Source organism: Acinetobacter sp. LipI_19, assembly GCF_058242925.1.
The window spans coordinates 4,328,856-4,345,877 of sequence record NZ_JBZAYK010000001.1 but is presented as its reverse complement, the minus strand read 5'-3'; the positions used below and the strand labels follow the sequence as shown (position 1 = coordinate 4,345,877).

General features: G+C 38.9%; 10 protein-coding genes. 5 read left to right on the top strand and 5 right to left on the bottom strand.

What is annotated here, in order from left to right; translation table 11 throughout:
• Positions 1–114: 114 nt before the first annotated feature.
• From recD to AC4CVF_RS20750, 3 genes are all read right to left on the bottom strand, one after another.
• A complete protein-coding gene (gene recD, locus AC4CVF_RS20760; protein WP_336953739.1) occupies positions 115–1,860 on the bottom strand; it encodes an exodeoxyribonuclease V subunit alpha in 1,746 nt (581 codons plus the stop codon).
• 96 nt (positions 1,861–1,956) lie between these two features.
• Complete coding sequence (locus AC4CVF_RS20755) at positions 1,957–5,745, bottom strand: UvrD-helicase domain-containing protein (RefSeq protein WP_490789901.1); 3,789 nt, start codon at positions 5,743–5,745, stop codon at positions 1,957–1,959.
• A gap of 2 nt (positions 5,746–5,747) precedes the next feature.
• Entirely contained in the window at positions 5,748–9,512 is a 3,765-nt protein-coding gene (locus AC4CVF_RS20750) for an exodeoxyribonuclease V subunit gamma (protein WP_490789900.1), read from the bottom strand.
• 184 nt (positions 9,513–9,696) lie between these two features.
• Between AC4CVF_RS20750 and AC4CVF_RS20745 the strand changes: the two genes are divergently transcribed.
• Positions 9,697–10,203 carry a hypothetical protein gene (locus AC4CVF_RS20745; protein ID WP_336953718.1) on the top strand — a complete coding sequence of 169 codons (507 nt, stop codon included), beginning with the start codon at positions 9,697–9,699 and terminating at the stop codon, positions 10,201–10,203.
• Between the two features lie 77 nt (positions 10,204–10,280).
• Here AC4CVF_RS20745 and AC4CVF_RS20740 read toward each other — a convergent pair whose 3' ends face one another.
• Both AC4CVF_RS20740 and pap read right to left on the bottom strand, forming a co-directional pair.
• The gene (locus tag AC4CVF_RS20740; protein WP_490789899.1) at positions 10,281–11,159 is read right to left on the bottom strand and encodes a hypothetical protein; all 879 of its coding nucleotides are present in this window, start codon (positions 11,157–11,159) and stop codon (positions 10,281–10,283) included.
• Positions 11,160–11,180: 21 nt separating this feature from the next.
• Positions 11,181–12,599, bottom strand: coding sequence for a polyphosphate:AMP phosphotransferase (pap, locus tag AC4CVF_RS20735; protein ID WP_336953716.1), 1,419 nt, complete (start codon positions 12,597–12,599; stop codon positions 11,181–11,183).
• A 199-nt stretch (positions 12,600–12,798) separates the two neighbouring features.
• Here pap and AC4CVF_RS20730 point away from each other — a divergent pair, with 199 nt between their 5' ends.
• The 4 genes from AC4CVF_RS20730 to AC4CVF_RS20715 all read left to right on the top strand — a co-directional run bounded on the left by AC4CVF_RS20730 (position 12,799) and on the right by AC4CVF_RS20715 (position 16,930).
• Entirely contained in the window at positions 12,799–13,506 is a 708-nt protein-coding gene (locus tag AC4CVF_RS20730; protein ID WP_419358734.1) for a DUF8198 family protein, read from the top strand.
• Between the two features lie 152 nt (positions 13,507–13,658).
• Positions 13,659–14,603: a bifunctional demethylmenaquinone methyltransferase/2-methoxy-6-polyprenyl-1,4-benzoquinol methylase UbiE gene (gene ubiE / locus AC4CVF_RS20725; protein WP_336953714.1), complete on the top strand. Its 945-nt coding sequence runs from the start codon at positions 13,659–13,661 to the stop codon at positions 14,601–14,603.
• A gap of 32 nt (positions 14,604–14,635) precedes the next feature.
• On the top strand, positions 14,636–15,307 hold the full coding sequence (locus tag AC4CVF_RS20720; protein WP_490789898.1) for a ubiquinone biosynthesis accessory factor UbiJ: 672 nt from the start codon (positions 14,636–14,638) through the stop codon (positions 15,305–15,307).
• Positions 15,308–15,310: 3 nt separating this feature from the next.
• The gene (locus AC4CVF_RS20715; protein WP_336953712.1) at positions 15,311–16,930 is read left to right on the top strand and encodes an ABC1 kinase family protein; all 1,620 of its coding nucleotides are present in this window, start codon (positions 15,311–15,313) and stop codon (positions 16,928–16,930) included.
• Positions 16,931–17,022 lie beyond the last annotated feature (92 nt).

The following is a 17,022-nucleotide window of genomic DNA, read 5'->3' as shown; positions in this document are numbered from 1 at the left end:
CTTTATGTCTTCATCATCTCAAAAAGTAACAAGAAGCTCTATGCGCAAATCTCTCGAATTCATGTAAGCAATTTCGTACATAGAGGCAAATTATCAACAAAAACTACAAAATAACTATGCCGTGTTAATCATGCTAACCAATCCACTCATTCTAGTTGTGGTGGTGTCTAAAGCGTGGATAAATGCTTGTTGATCAACCAGTAAACTCACCACTGATTTAGCCCGTGTAATAGCAGTATAAATCAACTCTTGGCTCAATAAGCGTGTTGCTGTAACATCCAAAACTACTGCAGTATGGGTGAATTCTGAACCCTGAGATTTATGAATGGTTAAAACAAAAGCGGTTTGCATCGATTTAGGCAAACGTGTTGCAGCAATCCATTTGTCTAAACTGGGGAAATAGACTTCAAATTGATCAACATGCTGGCGATTTTTTAGACAAATTCCGATATCTCCATTGGAAAGACCAAGTTGATAATCGTTATAGCTCATCATCACAGGACGCCCAACATACCAGTCACCATAACGAGCCAATGTTGGAAGATATTCAAATAATGCTTTTTCCATTTCATGGTTTAAGCTATTCAATCCCAATGCACCGTGCCGAACAGCCGTTAAAATACGATATAGGTCAAATGCTTGTGTCACCGCTTCAATCTGATGATGAGAGTCGTCGGCGATCAGATAGTTGCTTAAACTTTGAAAATAAGCTTGAAAACCTAAACTGAGTTTTTGGTAATACTGCATTAGATCTGCTGGAAAAATCTTTTCAGGCAGATATTCAAGCTGAATCACATCTTGCATATTTGCTTTGAGTTCAACTGGTTTAAGCGCACTAGCCGCAACAATCTCTTGCTCAAAATTCGCCAATAATTCTGCACGGGCTATACTTTGATTTTTCTGTGATTGAATAAACTGTGCCATTTTTCCAATTAAGGCACCCTCTTTAAAGCGTTGACTGGTCTGTAGATTGACCCGATTGTACTGTAATGATTGTACATTCTGTAAATCTGCCAATACCGAACCGACATCCACAGAAGCCAATTGATTGGCATCGCCCAAAAGAATTAAACGGCAATGCTCAGGAATCGCCTCAAACAACATCGTGGCTAAATTTAAATCCAACATCGATGCTTCATCGACTATGACCACATCATAAGGTAATCGCTGTCTCAGATTAAAACGTGGAATATGCTGATTTCCCAAACCCAATAACCGATGTAAAGTCATGGGGTTGAATTGATTTTGATTTAATCCAAAGCTTTGTAATTTTGGATCACTTAAAGATTTTTGTAGTGCTTCGCCCATTCTTTGTGCGGCTTTACCTGTGGGCGCAGCCATTGCAATACGAATATCAGGAATGGTTTGCTGTAATACTGCAATTATTCTTGCCAAAGTATAAGTTTTCCCCGTTCCTGGCCCGCCTGTAATGATATTGAAAGCGTTACCCGCCACCATCTTCAAAGCAGCGCTTTGATGCGGATCATTAAGAAGATGATCAAACCCTACAATATCAATTTGTTGAATTTCAGACTGTTTTAACCTTTCGACTTGTACAGATAAACGTCGCTCAAGTTGCCAATAGCGGTACAGATAAATCAACCCATGCTGTTGAACAAATGGTGCAATCGTTGTTTCGGCCACATCATGGTCAACAATTAGTGGCTTTAATAGGACTATATTTTGATCCTCTGCTGAGATGCAGCTATCCCCTTGAGTCGTCGCCAACAAAATCTCTTGCACTAATTCAACTGCATATTCGTCTAATTCTAAAGCTGTGGAATACTGTGATAAAACATATTTACTCCATACCTCAATCCATTGCGGGACTTGGCTTTCTAAATCCTGTTTATTTTCCACACGGTTATCCTCAGAGTTATCTACAAGGTTTTCAACAGAGTTATCCACAGAATAACTTATTGTTTGCAAAGATGTTCAAGCAACTATTCACACGATTCAACTGGATTTATCCTCAGTAAAATAGCCCAATATGGCATCAAGTCTTAAAATAAATTCCGTGGTGGGTCGCCAGAAGTAGTAACCTTGTCCGCTTTGACCATTCATACCACGTAAATACAAATAGGTTGCGCCTCCCAGATCACGATCAATTTGATAATCTTCGAGCTGGATTTTCAAATAACGATGCAATGCCACCAAATACAAAGATGCCTGTAGCCAATAACTGGCATGCGACATGCTGTCCTGAACAGCTTCAAATGAATAACTTTGCTGATCTACACCCAAAAAATTACTTTTATAATCGGCAATATGATATTGCTGACCATCAAAAAACACCAAATCAATTGACCCATTTAAATAACGTGCTGAATTGGCATCTTTAAACTCAGGCATTGCAATGGCATGCTCATCAAACAATTGATGTATACGTTTAATTGCCAAAACTCGATCTGAAAGGGCCAGATAAAATGGAAACTCAGCTAAATGTTCGTGTGGTTCAAGTTGCTCCATTTTAAAATGACTGAGAATCGGAGTCGATAAAACATCCTGTAACCACTCAGCCATCCAGTCAATCAGCTTCTCTTCTACAGCGTGTTCTGTTTGAGAAACGCCCTCACTCGAATTGTCGTTGAGAAAAGCCTGCTGATATTTTTCCAGTAACTCCGTCCATAAACTTGAATAATCATTTTTAAAGCGACGGCGTATTTCCAAACGCCAGTAATGCGTATCTTTGAAATCAATATGTTCAAAAATTTCATGCAAAAAATTGCCTGCAACCGTCCCCATTGGAAAATTGGCTTTGATCCAAGCAATAGGCTGAGTTGAAATTTCATCTGATGTGGTTTCAGCAATAGGCTGTTGAATTTCATCTTCTGCTGGTTCTAACTTTTGTTCAGAAACCGCTAACGCATCTTGAATTTGTTGCCGAGTTAAATGCTGGGCCAAAGCACTAAAACTGGTTTTGCCACGAGGATAAAAACGTTGAGTAGGAAAGGCTTGTGCAAGTAAAGGCAATTGAACGTCGCTCTTGGCCTTTTCTAAATGCGATGGGCATTCAGTCAACAACGCCTCCATAGCACTTCCAGCATGTTGAAAAGTGTTTGTACCCTGACCTCGCCAAAATGCCAATCCAGTTGTTGATTTTTCCTTTACATCACTCAGCATCGCATAAACGCGATAACTGGCACGTGTCAGTGCCACATACCACAAACGGTGATGCTCTGCTAATGCACGCTCATTGTGCTGCTCAATATCTTTTTTATCGAGAAGATTGGCATCATTGATAGCGACTACACGTTGTTGTTCATTCTGTCCTGTTCGTACATTCAGTTGTTCAACGGTCGAGAAATTCAGCGTTTTATTGATCTCTTTAAACTCTTTATCGGCTCCCAATAAAAACACAAACTTAAATTCGAGCCCTTTGGATTGGTGAATGGTCATCAACTGAACCCCTGCCTCATTGGACAGTTTCCTTTCCATCTCCCACTCTCGTTCCATTGGCGAAGTGAGTTGTTTTAAATACCAATGATAAAGATTTTGTGCACCTTGATAATCTTCACTGTGCTGACTCAATAACTCAGTTAAATGACGTAAATTCACCACCACACGTTCATTGTCACGACTGTGTTTTTCCACCAATTTTGTCCAGGCAGAAAATTGATTGAGCAGATATTGCCAAGCTGTTAAAAACCCTTGATTGAGCCACATCTCACGAATCTGATCGAACAGTTCAATATAGACACTCAGACCATCGGCATGCTGTTCCAAGGCAATCAACGCTTTTAGATCAAAGCCGATCAAACGACTTAACAAAGCGCGTTTTACTTTGGCTTCATGATAAGGATGCAAAATTGCAGCTAGCACAGCCCCAACATCTCGTGCAATCTGACATTCAAAGACACTTTTTTTCGATGGTCGACTGGTTCGAATCCCTAAAAATTCCAACGTGGATTGTGCTTTATCTAAGCCATCATGGTTTTTCGAGAGGATGGCGATATCGTTTTCATCTACTGCACGATGCACTGATTTTTCAATAAAATATAAACTGCCTTGAATCCCTTGATTCAGTAGCTCACGAATTTTCCATGCTACTTGTTCAGCTTCTTGGTTTTTATCTTCGAGCTTTATCCACCTTAAAGGCAGTGGATTAACATGGGTTTGATCAATCAAATCTGGATGCGGACGAGAACCAGCTTGCACTGGTGTATATATCACCTGTTCACCAAAATCCATTTGCTGTTGAAATAAAGCATCAACAACTTCAACCAAAGGCTTTACCGAACGGTGATTATAAATCAGATTATATTCATGCCCTTCTTTACCAAACACGTCCTGATGTGCTTTTAAAAAGGTCAACATATCCCCGCCACGAAAACCATAAATTGCCTGCTTACGGTCACCAACCATAATCATACACCCCTGTTTGACACGACTTGGATGACGCCAAATTTGTGCCAACATATCATCTTGATCTTGGTTGGTATCCTGAAATTCATCAACCAAAATCAGGGGATAACGAGCATGGACAAAGGTCGCAAAACGCTGACCTTGTTCACCTTGCAAAGCATCTGCAAGGGTCCGAATTTGTTGTGCAAAGGTGGTTTCGCCTTTTTGTTGCAACACTTGAGGCAAACGTGTTTTAACTTCTTTTGCTAAGTAATATTTTAAGAATGTATTCGTACCAAGCAATTGATTTTCAAATGTTTCAATCTGCGCATAAATAGTGAGTAATTGTTGAATAAGGGGATGATGATAAAAATCGGATTGTACGTTTTCAGGTGCAGCTTTTTTAAAAATTTGCTGCTCGCGAATCACCTTAATCAAGGTTGCAAAGTCGGACTTTTCAACACTCAGCTTTGAACTTAAATAATGCTTATAGTCATGCTGTTGTAGAGTTTGAATAATTCGTGGCAAGCTCTTGGCAAAAATACGATTCAATCGATCATTTCTAAATTTTGTCCCATTCACAAATTTATAAAACTCACCATCCAATAAATAATAATTTTGCAAAGTCTGTAATTGAGCAAGTTGAATCTGAGCAAGCTGTTCAGTGGCTTGTTGGAATACCAGAGCATCTGCATTGGAGAATTTGGGTTCAATAAAATTTGCTGAGGCAAAATTTAAACTTTGTTCAACTGTTGCAACATAATAATCTACACTATATAACTCCCCAGCAAACATCAAACTGTCCACAATATCTTGGGGTTGTTTTTGAATCCATGCGCGAAGTACATCGTGAATCAATTGCTGACTATAACTTTTCGCATCATCAGTAATTTCAGCTCGCTCAATTTTGCCACTTTCAAAAGCGAACTCACGCAGTAATTTCTGACTAAAACTATCCAAAGTCCCGACAAAAAGTTCATCCAGCTGATCAATCACCAATTTCAACCGTTCACAGGCATAAGCAACCCGTGAAGCAAACATTTTTAATACTTTAGAAAATAATGGATCTGACTCTTGGATTGCTTTGGTCAAGACTTGCGCTTCGGTTAATTCACGACACGAGTCAAAATAGCGGTATGTTTCTTGTAATCGTAAGCGAATACGTGTTTTCAATTCCGCTGCAGCTTTACGGGTAAATGTGGTCGCAATGACTTGACTAGGTAAGTATTTTTCTAAAAATATTCGCACCATCAAGCTTGAAAGCGTATAGGTTTTACCTGTGCCTGCTGAAGCTTCGATCCAGTGCAATCCAGCAAATTGCATATCCTCAATCGGATGAATCGAAACTCTTTTGGCTGTGTGATTTTGTGCTGTCGGCAACTGTGAATTTACGGAAGTCATGTTTATTCCTCCGCAACAAATTGATGCTGATAAATCGGCTGATACAACGCATAGGCGAAGTGATCACAGGCATGTTTTAACAATGCGGTTGCATCTTGTTCTTGCAAAATAAATTGCCAGTCCCGATGTTTTTTACTCCATTCCATTTCAGTCAAATCATAAGGTAAAAACGCATCACTTTTATCCCATTCAGTTAAAAGATCTGCAAAGTTATTGATTAACATGCTTTCCACATGATGTTGTGTATCCGCATTTAAACCATGTCCAGCTAAGCCACCTTCAACAGTCCCGAGTGACCATTCCAACTGCTTATTATTTTCAGCGGGTTTTAATAACAAACCCGCAGGCAGAACTAGAGGTTCCGATTGGGCATAAGCAAATGCTTTAAACCACGGCAATAAATATACTTTTGCCTGTTCTGAACTTAAACCTGTACTGATGATCGTGACATCACTAAATACCGCAATACGTTGTAGCGTTTTGGACTTTTCAGCATCTACATTTAAATAGCTTAACCAGAGTAAATATTCTAACCAAACTTTGGCACGACGCTTAGCACGACCACTTGACGCATCCAAACTTACCCAATGCTGTCCTGCTTGCTGAGGTACTGTAATATTCATAATCAAACCAGCGTCAATTCGCCATTGGCGTTGCGTTGTCAACGTCACATCAGTAGCATAACGCTGTAAACGCTCTTTTAAACTGTCTTGTTCCGCCAAACTGATTTGCCATGCGCTGTGCTGAACCTTGCCAATGGGTAATTGATTTTGCAGTAATCCAATCTCTTGAGACCAAGAATCTTCAGCGGAATGAGCTGATTGTTTCTGTAAGAAATCTCGAATCTGATAACGTGCCAAACCATCCAAAATTAAGGGTTCATTCATTGCAGGGATATCTTCTGCGCGTAGATTCTCTACACCTAAAGTTTTTAAATATAATTGTGCTGGGAAAGTGACATCTTGAATCCATTGTCGCGCATCCAAAACAGTGAGCTCTTCTTGAACAACAGGGTATTGTGTATTTGCCCAAGCCCCACGTTTAGCAAGCATTTCCGCTTGACGGATTTGTTGTGCAACATTGAACCATTGGTCTTGAAAACGAAGCGGTGTTGTTGATTCAAAACCAGTTGGATCAAAAGGCTGTAAGCTGTGAATTTGAAATAAACACTGCAAATGTTCAGGGACCTGAATCCCGTTAAGTTCAATCATATGATCAACAGGACTGATATCTTTATTGTCCGTAGATAATGCTGTTTCAGATTGGGCAATCAGGGCAATATGATTGACCAATTCCTGTAAAACGCTAGATGGCTCACGAACTTCACCATCACTCACATCAAAGCCATTATAAAATAACCATAGATTTTCCTGCGCCAATAACAAAGCATCTAAGAAAGCCCCTTGATCATCATCAAGACGTGAACGATCCCCCAATTGTGGCTTGAGAATTTTCATTAAATCAAAGGGTAAATGCACATTTCGATCTGGAAACTTACCCCCATCCAAATTTAACAGGACGATCAACTTATAAGGCAAAGGACGAATCTGACCAATTTGGCTAAAGGTAATCTGACCTGTCGGTAAAGCCTGATCAATTTGACCTTCTAATAAATTTTGAATTTCATTCAATAGATAAGGTAAAGGTAAATAAATATTTTTAAGAATAGGTTGTGCGTGTTCATCATAAAAACTGGCTAATGTCAGCATCCGCTCTTGTTTTTTGACAATTTCACGTACGACTTTTAACGACTCAACACCGGCTTGTTCAAACTCAACAATGTCTTGCATCAGTAGTTTTAACCATGCCTCAACATTACATTTTAAAGCAGTATTTTTTCCCAACTCATGCGCAATCATCCAGTCACGGCGAGCATCAAAATCTTGATAAATCTGAATCAGTTTAGCCACTAACTCAAAATCACTTTGCAAAATTTGTGCATAACTAAGGGTATTTTCAAAAATCGTATGTTCTGGAATCGCAATACCTAAAGCCAAACGATCAAGGGCAAATTTAAAACTAAAACGGAAATCTTCATCATCCTGACTTAACGATCGTCGTAAATGTTGTGCATCTAGACCACGTTTAAACCCTGCATTGATCAATAACTCAATCATTCTTTCTGTATTTGAAATATCCAAACCGTAACGTAATTGCGTAGCATTTAAACTTAACCAATCTGCAAAATTCTCAACACTAAAACGACCTTCCACCAGTTGAATACGGCCTAAAACAGCACGCCAAGCATTATTGGCATCCAGTTGCGTTACTCCAGCAATCTTCGCGGGTAGATAAATACTGTCTTGGTTTGGTGTATGCGGAAATACACTGCGAATAAGCGGTTCAATTTGTTTTAAATCTGGTACTAAAACCAAAACATCACTTGGTCGATGTGGCCGTTCAGCAGTATTTTTCATCAACCAAGCAATCAATTGGTCTTTTAACACTTCAAGCTGTCGTAAAGACGAATGACACACATGGATTTGAATCGAGTCATCCGTTTTAGCAATTGGGTAAGCATGTGGTTCAGGCTCAACCAAATACAGAATATCTGATTGTAATTTGCTTAATAAATGAGTCGGTTCTTCATCCACAAACGCATCCACCCATTGTCCTTCTTCACCTGAAGATAAATTGGACAAGATCGAAAAATGGTCACGAGCTTGCTTACCAAAACGGGTTAATAATGGATGCCGTGATTCACGAATTTCCGCATTAAAATTTAAAGTAAATTCATCAAAAAACTTTTGAATATCTGCATCGGTCGCTTTAGGATATTTGCTGACAAAACGCGCCTTTACCCGCAAATCATATTGTTTTTTCCAGTTTGGATCGACACTGTCGGCCCAATATTCTTGTGATGGGTTGTAATGTAAAATTACCACATCCAAATATTGTCCCAATCGTCTTAAAAACTGTAATTGACTCGGTGGCAAGTCCAATAAAGTAAATATAATCAGCTGGCTAGGTAATTTCTTTAAAGCTTGAGGACGTTGAAGATCATCATCCATGATTTGCCAAAAATCATGATCAATACTTTGCATTTCAATAAAATCATCATGAAATGTATGTTGCCACAGCCAACGTTGCCAAGTTTCCAACTCTTGTGCTTGATTTAAAGTAAATGCTGAAACTTGTTGATTGGTTTTAAAAAATTGCTGTTCTAGGTTAAGTGCTTGACCATGTCCCCACTGCCCTAACCAATTGCTTGGGCAGCTACATGACTGTCCATTGTTCAGTTGGCAACCGCGTTGACAGTCCCCACGATACAACATGTAATGACTGAACAATTTTGACACTTGTTCAGAGACCCAATACAACATACTTTGTTTTTTGAGTTGCTTCTCTAAACCTTGCTCTAGTTGCGAGGCTGCATCATAAATACGTTGGATAATGCCATGCAAAGGATGATCTTGGGCTAAGCTATTTTCATCCTGTTCTATAAAACTTTTCAACGTTTGATAAATTCGCCACTTCATAATCAAACGCGGAATATTGGCTTTTCGGACTTTATCTTTGTCATCTAAAACTTGCTGATAAGCAAACCACTGAAAACCACGAATCCGCTGATGAAATTGGCTATTCGCACTAATGCCTTGTTGTTCAGCAATACGTTGGCTCAACCATTCCTGTACAGCAGGACTTGGGACAATAAAATGTTGCGTTTGCAAGACAGCAAAAGGTTTTTTGGATGGCTTAATGGTATTTTGCAAAAGCCCTTGCACCAAGACATCAATGCGTTGGCTTTGAATCACATGAATTGCCATATTTCCTCAACTGTCAATATTTAACTGTCTACGTTTATGCACAAAACATAAACATTCGCCACTATACAACACCATCATACTATGGCATTTTTAAAACATTATTTGGAAATAACTTCACAATTTCAAGCTTAAACATGCGTTTTCAAAAATATGAGAAAAAGCTTGAAACAAAGGTAATTGTTTTATGAAAATTGATAAACTTCCAGACTCAATCGATCCAAGCTTAAATTTAGAACAGATTCGTGATGAATGTTTGGAGCAAGTTAAAAAGCGCTCTTACGTATCTGCTGGAGTCGCCGTGATTCCTGTTCCGTTTTTAGATGTTGTGATTGATGTGGGTATGCTGTCTCTTCTCATCCCTGAAATCAATGCCCGTTTTGGTTTAGCGCCAGATCAAATCAGTGTTTATGACCCTGCAACCAAGAAAATTCATTGGAATGAACTGCGCAAACGTGGTTTTGAATTTTCAGGTTTAGTGGTTGCACGTACTGCAGTAAAAGCATCATTGAATAATATGGCCGCTAAAATCATTACTAAACAGGTGACTAAGTTTATCCCGCTAGGTGGTTCAATCATTGCTGCAAGTCTAGGCTATATCGTAATGAAGAAAGTTGCGGAAGCACATGTAGAGGAATGCTATAAATTAGCGAAAGATATTCAAAACAAACAAACTCAAAAGTTAGTGAGCTAAATATTCCTAATTTGAATATGTATAAAGCGGATTCTTAATCCGCTTTATTTTTTATATGTAACAGAAAAAATAATCAATTAAATTAAAAAACGATTTCTGATCCATGTTTCTATTTTCTTACGATTAATACCCTTAGTGACAGTTATATACGCAATTTTCTCTAAATTAAATTGAACATTTAGCACTTGCTCAATATTTGTCAAAAACAGGTTTAAATATAATAAATTAACTTCTGGTAATTTATCCGGCTCAATATCGATAGTGAATATATGGCTTTCCCTCATCTTTATCCGCTTTCTTTCTGATGAAGAATCGTTATAAATATCGATTAAATATGTATCATTCAATGCTTCAGGCGAATTTAATCTAATTTCTAGTATATAACGACGGTTCTTTTCTTCATCAGTGAGTTCTCTTGGAGTCAACCATTCACCATCGGTTGTTAAAGTAAATGAAATTGACCAATTGAATGGATCAACTGGATGAATATCTAATCGCTTCAATAATTGATAAGCAGGCAACTCAGGTAAGCGTTGATCATAATACTGTTGAATCTGCTCAACAGAAGGATGTAACTCTTCCAAGAAATTAAAAACTTCAAAAAGATTTGCTAAATACACAGGCTGATGACGAATATTTTCTAAAATAAAATCATCAAAATATTGAATAACTTCAGGATTTTTAGAGAAACTTAATACAGACCAGACTGCTCTTAAACTTCCTATATCATGATTGCTTAAATCATAAAGCTCATTTCTCAGTTGATATTTAGCTAAACAATTGAGCAAAAACTTATCTACTTCGCTGGTAGAAAGCATATGTAATTTATGAACATTTTTACGATCAGGTAAATATGAATCATTGTCTAGTTTTCGAATCAACTGATTAACTAACTTTTCACTCGGCTGAGTTAAGTACTGTTTATGATCGAGCAAAATCTTTTGTAATGAGCTCATAGGAACCAACGCTTAAAACATTTAATCCGCTTTTAACTGCTTTAAAATCGTTTTGAGGATTTGAATACGTGCCGTGTACTTATCATTGGTCGCAACCACATGCCACGGCGCAGACTCGGTATCAGTTCGCTCAAACATATCCGCAGCAGCATTTAAATAATCATCCCAATGTCCACGATTTCGCCAGTCATCAGGGGTGATTTTAAAGCGTTTATGCGGTGTTTGTTCGCGTGCTTTAAAACGTGCTTCTTGTTCATCTTTGCTGATTGCCAACCAGAATTTAACCAACACCGTTTGATTATCCGTTAAATCTTTTTCAAAGCGATTAATTTCATCATAGGCACGTTGCCATTCCGCAGGCTTGGCAAAGCCTTCAATACGTTCAACCAATACTCGGCCATACCAAGTACGATCAAAAATGCTGATTTTTTCCTCGGGTTGAATCTTGGTCCAAAAACGCCATAAATAGGGTCGACGCAATTCATACTGTTCTGGTGCAGCAATGGTATAAATCTCGTATTCACGCGGATCAAGATTTTTCACAATACGCTTGATTGCCCCACCTTTACCAGCTGCATCCATGCCTTCAAAGGTAATAATGACATTGCGTGAATCATTCCGTAGCGCTTCCGATACTTTTTTTGTTAATTTCTTTAATTCAGTTTTGTATCGGTCTTTATCCAGTTCTTCTGTGGCGGGTTGCAATAAACACTCAGGTACAGTTGCCTGTTTCCACTTGGTTCTTACCGTTGTTTTATGTCGAGGCAACTGCTTTAACGCTTGCAGAATATACTGAGCAAATTGTTGGTCTCGGGCAACACAATCTTCACAGTCAATCACATACCAATCATCGGTAAAACGCTGACGTAATTTTTGCACAATATCATATTGTTTTTTATTCCGCCAATCCAAGCCCATTAGCTTATGCCAATGCTGTTCTGATGCATCCATCGCATCTAAACGCTTTTGTAAGCTTTTCCAGGGTAAATCAAACCAAATTTTGATCACATCGACATGATTATTTTTTAGGTCTTGTTCATAAGCGCGCATATTTTCGATATAGGTATCGAACAAAGTTTCATCTAAGGGTTTAGAAACATGCATGGCTGTTGACAATAAATCACTGTACCAATTACCAAAGAACAGCTGGATTTGCCCTTCTGATGGAATATGCCGTGCATAAGGCTGCCAAAAACTTTGTTTATTGCTAAATAAACTTGGTGGGTCTGCTTTAACACGTAAATAACGAGGATCAACCCATTCTCGTAATTGTTTAACCGCTTCCCCTTTCCCCGCAAGCTCGATACCACTGACTAAAATGACCAAGCTTTTGGCATTATTTTTATCTTTAGAATTCTTTAAGGCATATTGTGCCTCAATCAGATCAACGGATAATTCTTCTTCATCACGCAACGCAAACGCTAATTGTTCTTCAATCATCTGCTTCTCTATGGTCTGAAACTTCAATTGAGTATACCTATTCCCAAAAACAGAGTTATATTATTTTCTGTATAAAATCTTTGATATTGTCTATTTAAAAATCCACTGACTATATTTCTCTATTGTTTTTTTACTTTTGTCATAGTGATACCTAGCAACTGCCTTTATGCTGTTGCTAAACGAAATCCAGAGTTTCTGTATGTCAAAACTTGCTGCACTTGATCAGCTTTTAGAACAATATCAACAATTGAGTTATCACAGTGACCCAATTCTAGAAAAACGCCTGCATGAAGCGCAGGACTGGTTAAAAATGCGTATTGAAAAGACCCATCATGCGCTATTCAATCAAAAAGAAAATCAATTGATGGCAAAATATTTCATCAACCGTTTATATGGTGGTCCTGAATTTGATGATTTGGCAATACAGATTGAACGTTTGCTAAAATATGCGCACAAAGCAGAAAAAATTCTTCCTGAAAATGCCATTAAGACTGGCTTAAAATCCGTTGGATTGGCGGTACTGGCCATGCAACTTGATGAGCAGGTTGCTGCACAATTACTTAAGGATTACCCTGTTGATCAAGTGATTGATGATGAAATGATGCGACTGACCTTACTAAAATTAGATCAAGCAGAAGCCCGTCAACAACAGCTAGCTTTATTGGATGATTTGGGTGGAGCACTAGACAAATACATGCGTTCATTCATTATGCATACTGCATTTAAAATGTGTAAAGGTACTGCTACAAAATATAAATTTGAATTGATGTATGACTTTATTGGAGAGGGTTTTATTGCGATGAAGCCAATGAAATCTGCAGCTGATTTTATCCATGCATTTACCCTAAAAGAACGTGATATTGTCGAAAAAGTGCATGCTGGAGATCCCAATCCATTTCAAGATTAATTTAATTTTTGGCTGTATCAAACCGATCTCTAAGATCGGTTTTTGTATATTATTCATAACAATTTCATGATGAGGACTGCAAAATTATGCAGAATCTGTCATTATGCAGAGCAATATAAAATTTCCCATTTTTGTGTTCAGGAGTGACTCAAATGTCGAATGAAAACCAAAAGCCTACAGCCCCTGCTGAAACGGCAACGAATACAGACAAAGTGAGTCCATTTCTAACAGAACCATTACCACAAGGTACTCCACAAGGTCAGCAACAGTCCTTACAGCAACAACAGGTTGATACGCCAGTTTCTGGGACTGTGCCAAAATACAACCTCCCACGTGGTGCCAATACAGGTAATGTCGGCGCAACCACGCATTTCGGCTACAAAACTGTTAATAGTGAAGAAAAAGCGCAAAAAGTCGCTGAAGTCTTCCATTCTGTAGCAAGCAAATACGACATTATGAATGATTTAATGTCATTCGGTATTCACCGCCTCTGGAAACGCTTTGCGATCAATATGTCAGGTGTACGTCGTGGTCAGCACGTGCTTGATATTGCAGGCGGTACAGGTGACTTAGCCAAAGTTTTCAGCCGTGAAGTTGGTCCAACAGGTCATGTGGTTTTATCCGATATTAACGAGTCCATGTTGAATGTTGGTCGTGATCGTTTGATTGATGCTGGCTGTACCAATGTTGATTTTGTATTGGCCAATGCTGAAACCTTAGAGCCATTTGCAGACAATAGTTTTGACTTGCTCACCATCAGTTTTGGTCTACGTAATGTGACTGATAAAGATGCTGCACTCCAAGCGATGTATCGTGTATTAAAGCCAGGTGGTCGTTTACTGATTCTTGAGTTTTCAAAACCAGTATTTGAACCATTTTCAAAGCTCTATGATTTCTATTCATTCACGGCTTTACCATTTATGGGTAAAGTTGTTGCCAATGATGCGGAAAGTTATAAGTATTTGGCTGAATCTATTCGTATGCATCCAGACCAACGTACCTTAAAAGGTATGATGGAAAGTGCCGGTTTCCAAAACTGTGATTACCACAATTTAACCGGTGGTATTGTGGCGGTACACCGTGGCTTTAAACTGTAATTTCCCCAAGATATAACAAGCAAGGTTGAATTATGTGGTCAATTCTGGCACTCGGTGCAGTTGAACGATTAATCAATCAGTTTATTAATTTGGATGCAATTACCCGCATCCAATTTAATCAGTTACAAGGCAAACTGTTACGTGTCGTGATGGATACGCCACAGCTTTCTGTCGATGTTTACTTTGATCAAAATAAAATCCGTCTTGAACCGACTATGACTGGTAAAAGCGAAACACCTTCAATTTTTGAACAACGTCCTTTTGACAAAAATGTTGCGATTGCAGAAGCGACAGCAGCATTACATGTAAAGAATGTTGTTGAATTGGCTAAATTATTTGTTGCGGATGATATTGGAAATATTCCTCTACAAGGTGATTATCACCTACTGCAGGACATTCAAAATATTATCCAACAGCTTGAGCCTGATTTGGCGGCCCAGCTTAGCCCGTGGATTGGTCCTGCACTCGCACATGAAATTGGCAAAATCCAACTGGCGCCAAAGCATCTCAAACGCTCAATGCAAAGTCATTTATTTTTTGTAGAAGACTTTTTAAAAGAAGATACTGGTGTATTGGCTCCGCGTTGGCAAATGGATGACCTGCAACAAGATACCCGTCAACTTAACCAAAATATTGACCGACTTGAAGCAAAAATTCAGCAACTTCAATCTCACTTTACTCAAAATCAAAATCAGGTAATTTAATATATGATTCCGCATATTGCCCGTTTATTCGAACTTTGGCGCATCGCCGCGCACTATAGACTCGACACACTGGTCCCTGCGGAAGAATTACCTGAGAAAGCTCGGCATGCTTTAGCTTTAATTCGGCTACACCCTGCGGCATGGTCAAGTAAAGAACGTAAAAACCCGCTCAAGCTTAAAGAAGCCTTAGAGGAAATGGGGCCTTTGGCAATTAAGCTGGGCCAATTACTTTCCACGCGTCGTGACTTAATTCCACCTGAAATTTTACAGCAATTGGTTTTATTACAAGATCGGGTTAAACCCTTCGATGTCAATATTGCAAAAGAGCGTATTGAGCAATCTCTGAAAGCCAAAATTTCTACAATTTTTGCTCGTTTTGATGAACAACCTTTGGCTGCTGCATCTATTGCACAAGTCCATACTGCTGCGCTACATGATGGTCGTGAAGTGGTGGTTAAAGTCACTCGTCCAGATATTCGCAGTCAGATTCTACAGGATTTTGAAATTCTGCAGTGGCTAGGATCAAGTTTAGAAAAACGGCTTGAAGCAGCTCGTGCAGTGCATTTGTCTGAAATCATCCAGAATTATCGTCAAGTCATCTTAAATGAACTGGATCTTACGCTAGAAGCAGACAATACCCGTCGTATGCGCCATTACTTCACAGGTTCAAGCATGATGTATGTGCCTGAAGTCTATATGGATAGTAAGGATGTCATGGTTGCTGAACGGATCACAGGGGTTCCAATTTCGGATATTGAAACCTTTGAAAAACTTGGTATGGATCGAAAAGACCTTGCTGAAAAAGGTTTGACTATTTTCTTTACCCAAGTATTTCGTGACAATTTCTTCCATGCAGATATGCATCCTGGAAACGTTTTTGTTGAAACATTGAATCCAAGCCACCCTCGTTATATTGCCCTTGACTGTGCAATTATGGGTGAGCTATCTAAACAAGATCAGATGACCGTTGCACGTATGTTGCTTGCGGTCATGAACAGTGATTTCTTGCAACTGATTCAAATTGTGCATCAGGCAGGCTGGATTCCACCGGGCACCGATCAAGATGCGTTATCCCGTGAAATGCGCCGTACCGTTGGACCAATGGTGTCTAAACCGATGCATGAATTGGACTTTGCGGGTATTTTGATTCAAGTCATGGACATTGCACGTCGTTTCCATTTAGAAATTCCACCACAATTGATGTTATTACTCAAAACGTTGGTACATGTGGAAGGTTTAGGTACTGATTTATATCCTGAACTTGACATTTGGAAGCTGGCAAAACCGATTCTCACTGAATGGGTAAAAGCGCAAATGAATCCTCAGAAAAACTTAAAAGAGTTAGGACAAAAAATTCCTGATTTACTTTTAGGTGCACAGGATTTTCCAACTTTAATGGTTGATAGTTTAAATGGTTTAAAAAATCAATCTGCATGGCATGCTAAACAATTACATGAATTGCAAATGATGCGTTTGGAAGTGGAACAACAACAAAAACGTAGCTGGATTTTCGGAAGTATCATGGCGATTTTACTTTCTATTGCGATCATTGCACCGTGGTATATTTCAATTGTTTTGATTATCTTGTCCACTGTTTTAGCAGTTTGGCGGATTGCCAAATAACGCAATTCAGCCTATTCAATGAATAGGCTTTTTTGTCTATGACTGCTAAGTCACTGAGTGACATCTCTCGCCATTGTTCAATATATCACTCA

Excerpts from the sequence above, each read along its gene's own strand:
- AC4CVF_RS20755 (WP_490789901.1), bottom strand. The coding sequence starts at position 5,745 with ATGACTTCCGTAAATTCACAGTTGCCGACAGCACAAAATCACACAGCC.
- AC4CVF_RS20750 (WP_490789900.1), bottom strand. The coding sequence starts at position 9,512 with ATGGCAATTCATGTGATTCAAAGCCAACGCATTGATGTCTTGGTGCAA.
- AC4CVF_RS20745 (WP_336953718.1), top strand. The coding sequence starts at position 9,697 with ATGAAAATTGATAAACTTCCAGACTCAATCGATCCAAGCTTAAATTTA.
- AC4CVF_RS20740 (WP_490789899.1), bottom strand. The coding sequence starts at position 11,159 with ATGAGCTCATTACAAAAGATTTTGCTCGATCATAAACAGTACTTAACT.
- pap (WP_336953716.1), bottom strand. The coding sequence starts at position 12,599 with ATGATTGAAGAACAATTAGCGTTTGCGTTGCGTGATGAAGAAGAATTA.
- AC4CVF_RS20730 (WP_419358734.1), top strand. The coding sequence starts at position 12,799 with ATGTCAAAACTTGCTGCACTTGATCAGCTTTTAGAACAATATCAACAA.
- ubiE (WP_336953714.1), top strand. The coding sequence starts at position 13,659 with ATGTCGAATGAAAACCAAAAGCCTACAGCCCCTGCTGAAACGGCAACG.
- AC4CVF_RS20720 (WP_490789898.1), top strand. The coding sequence starts at position 14,636 with ATGTGGTCAATTCTGGCACTCGGTGCAGTTGAACGATTAATCAATCAG.
- AC4CVF_RS20715 (WP_336953712.1), top strand. The coding sequence starts at position 15,311 with ATGATTCCGCATATTGCCCGTTTATTCGAACTTTGGCGCATCGCCGCG.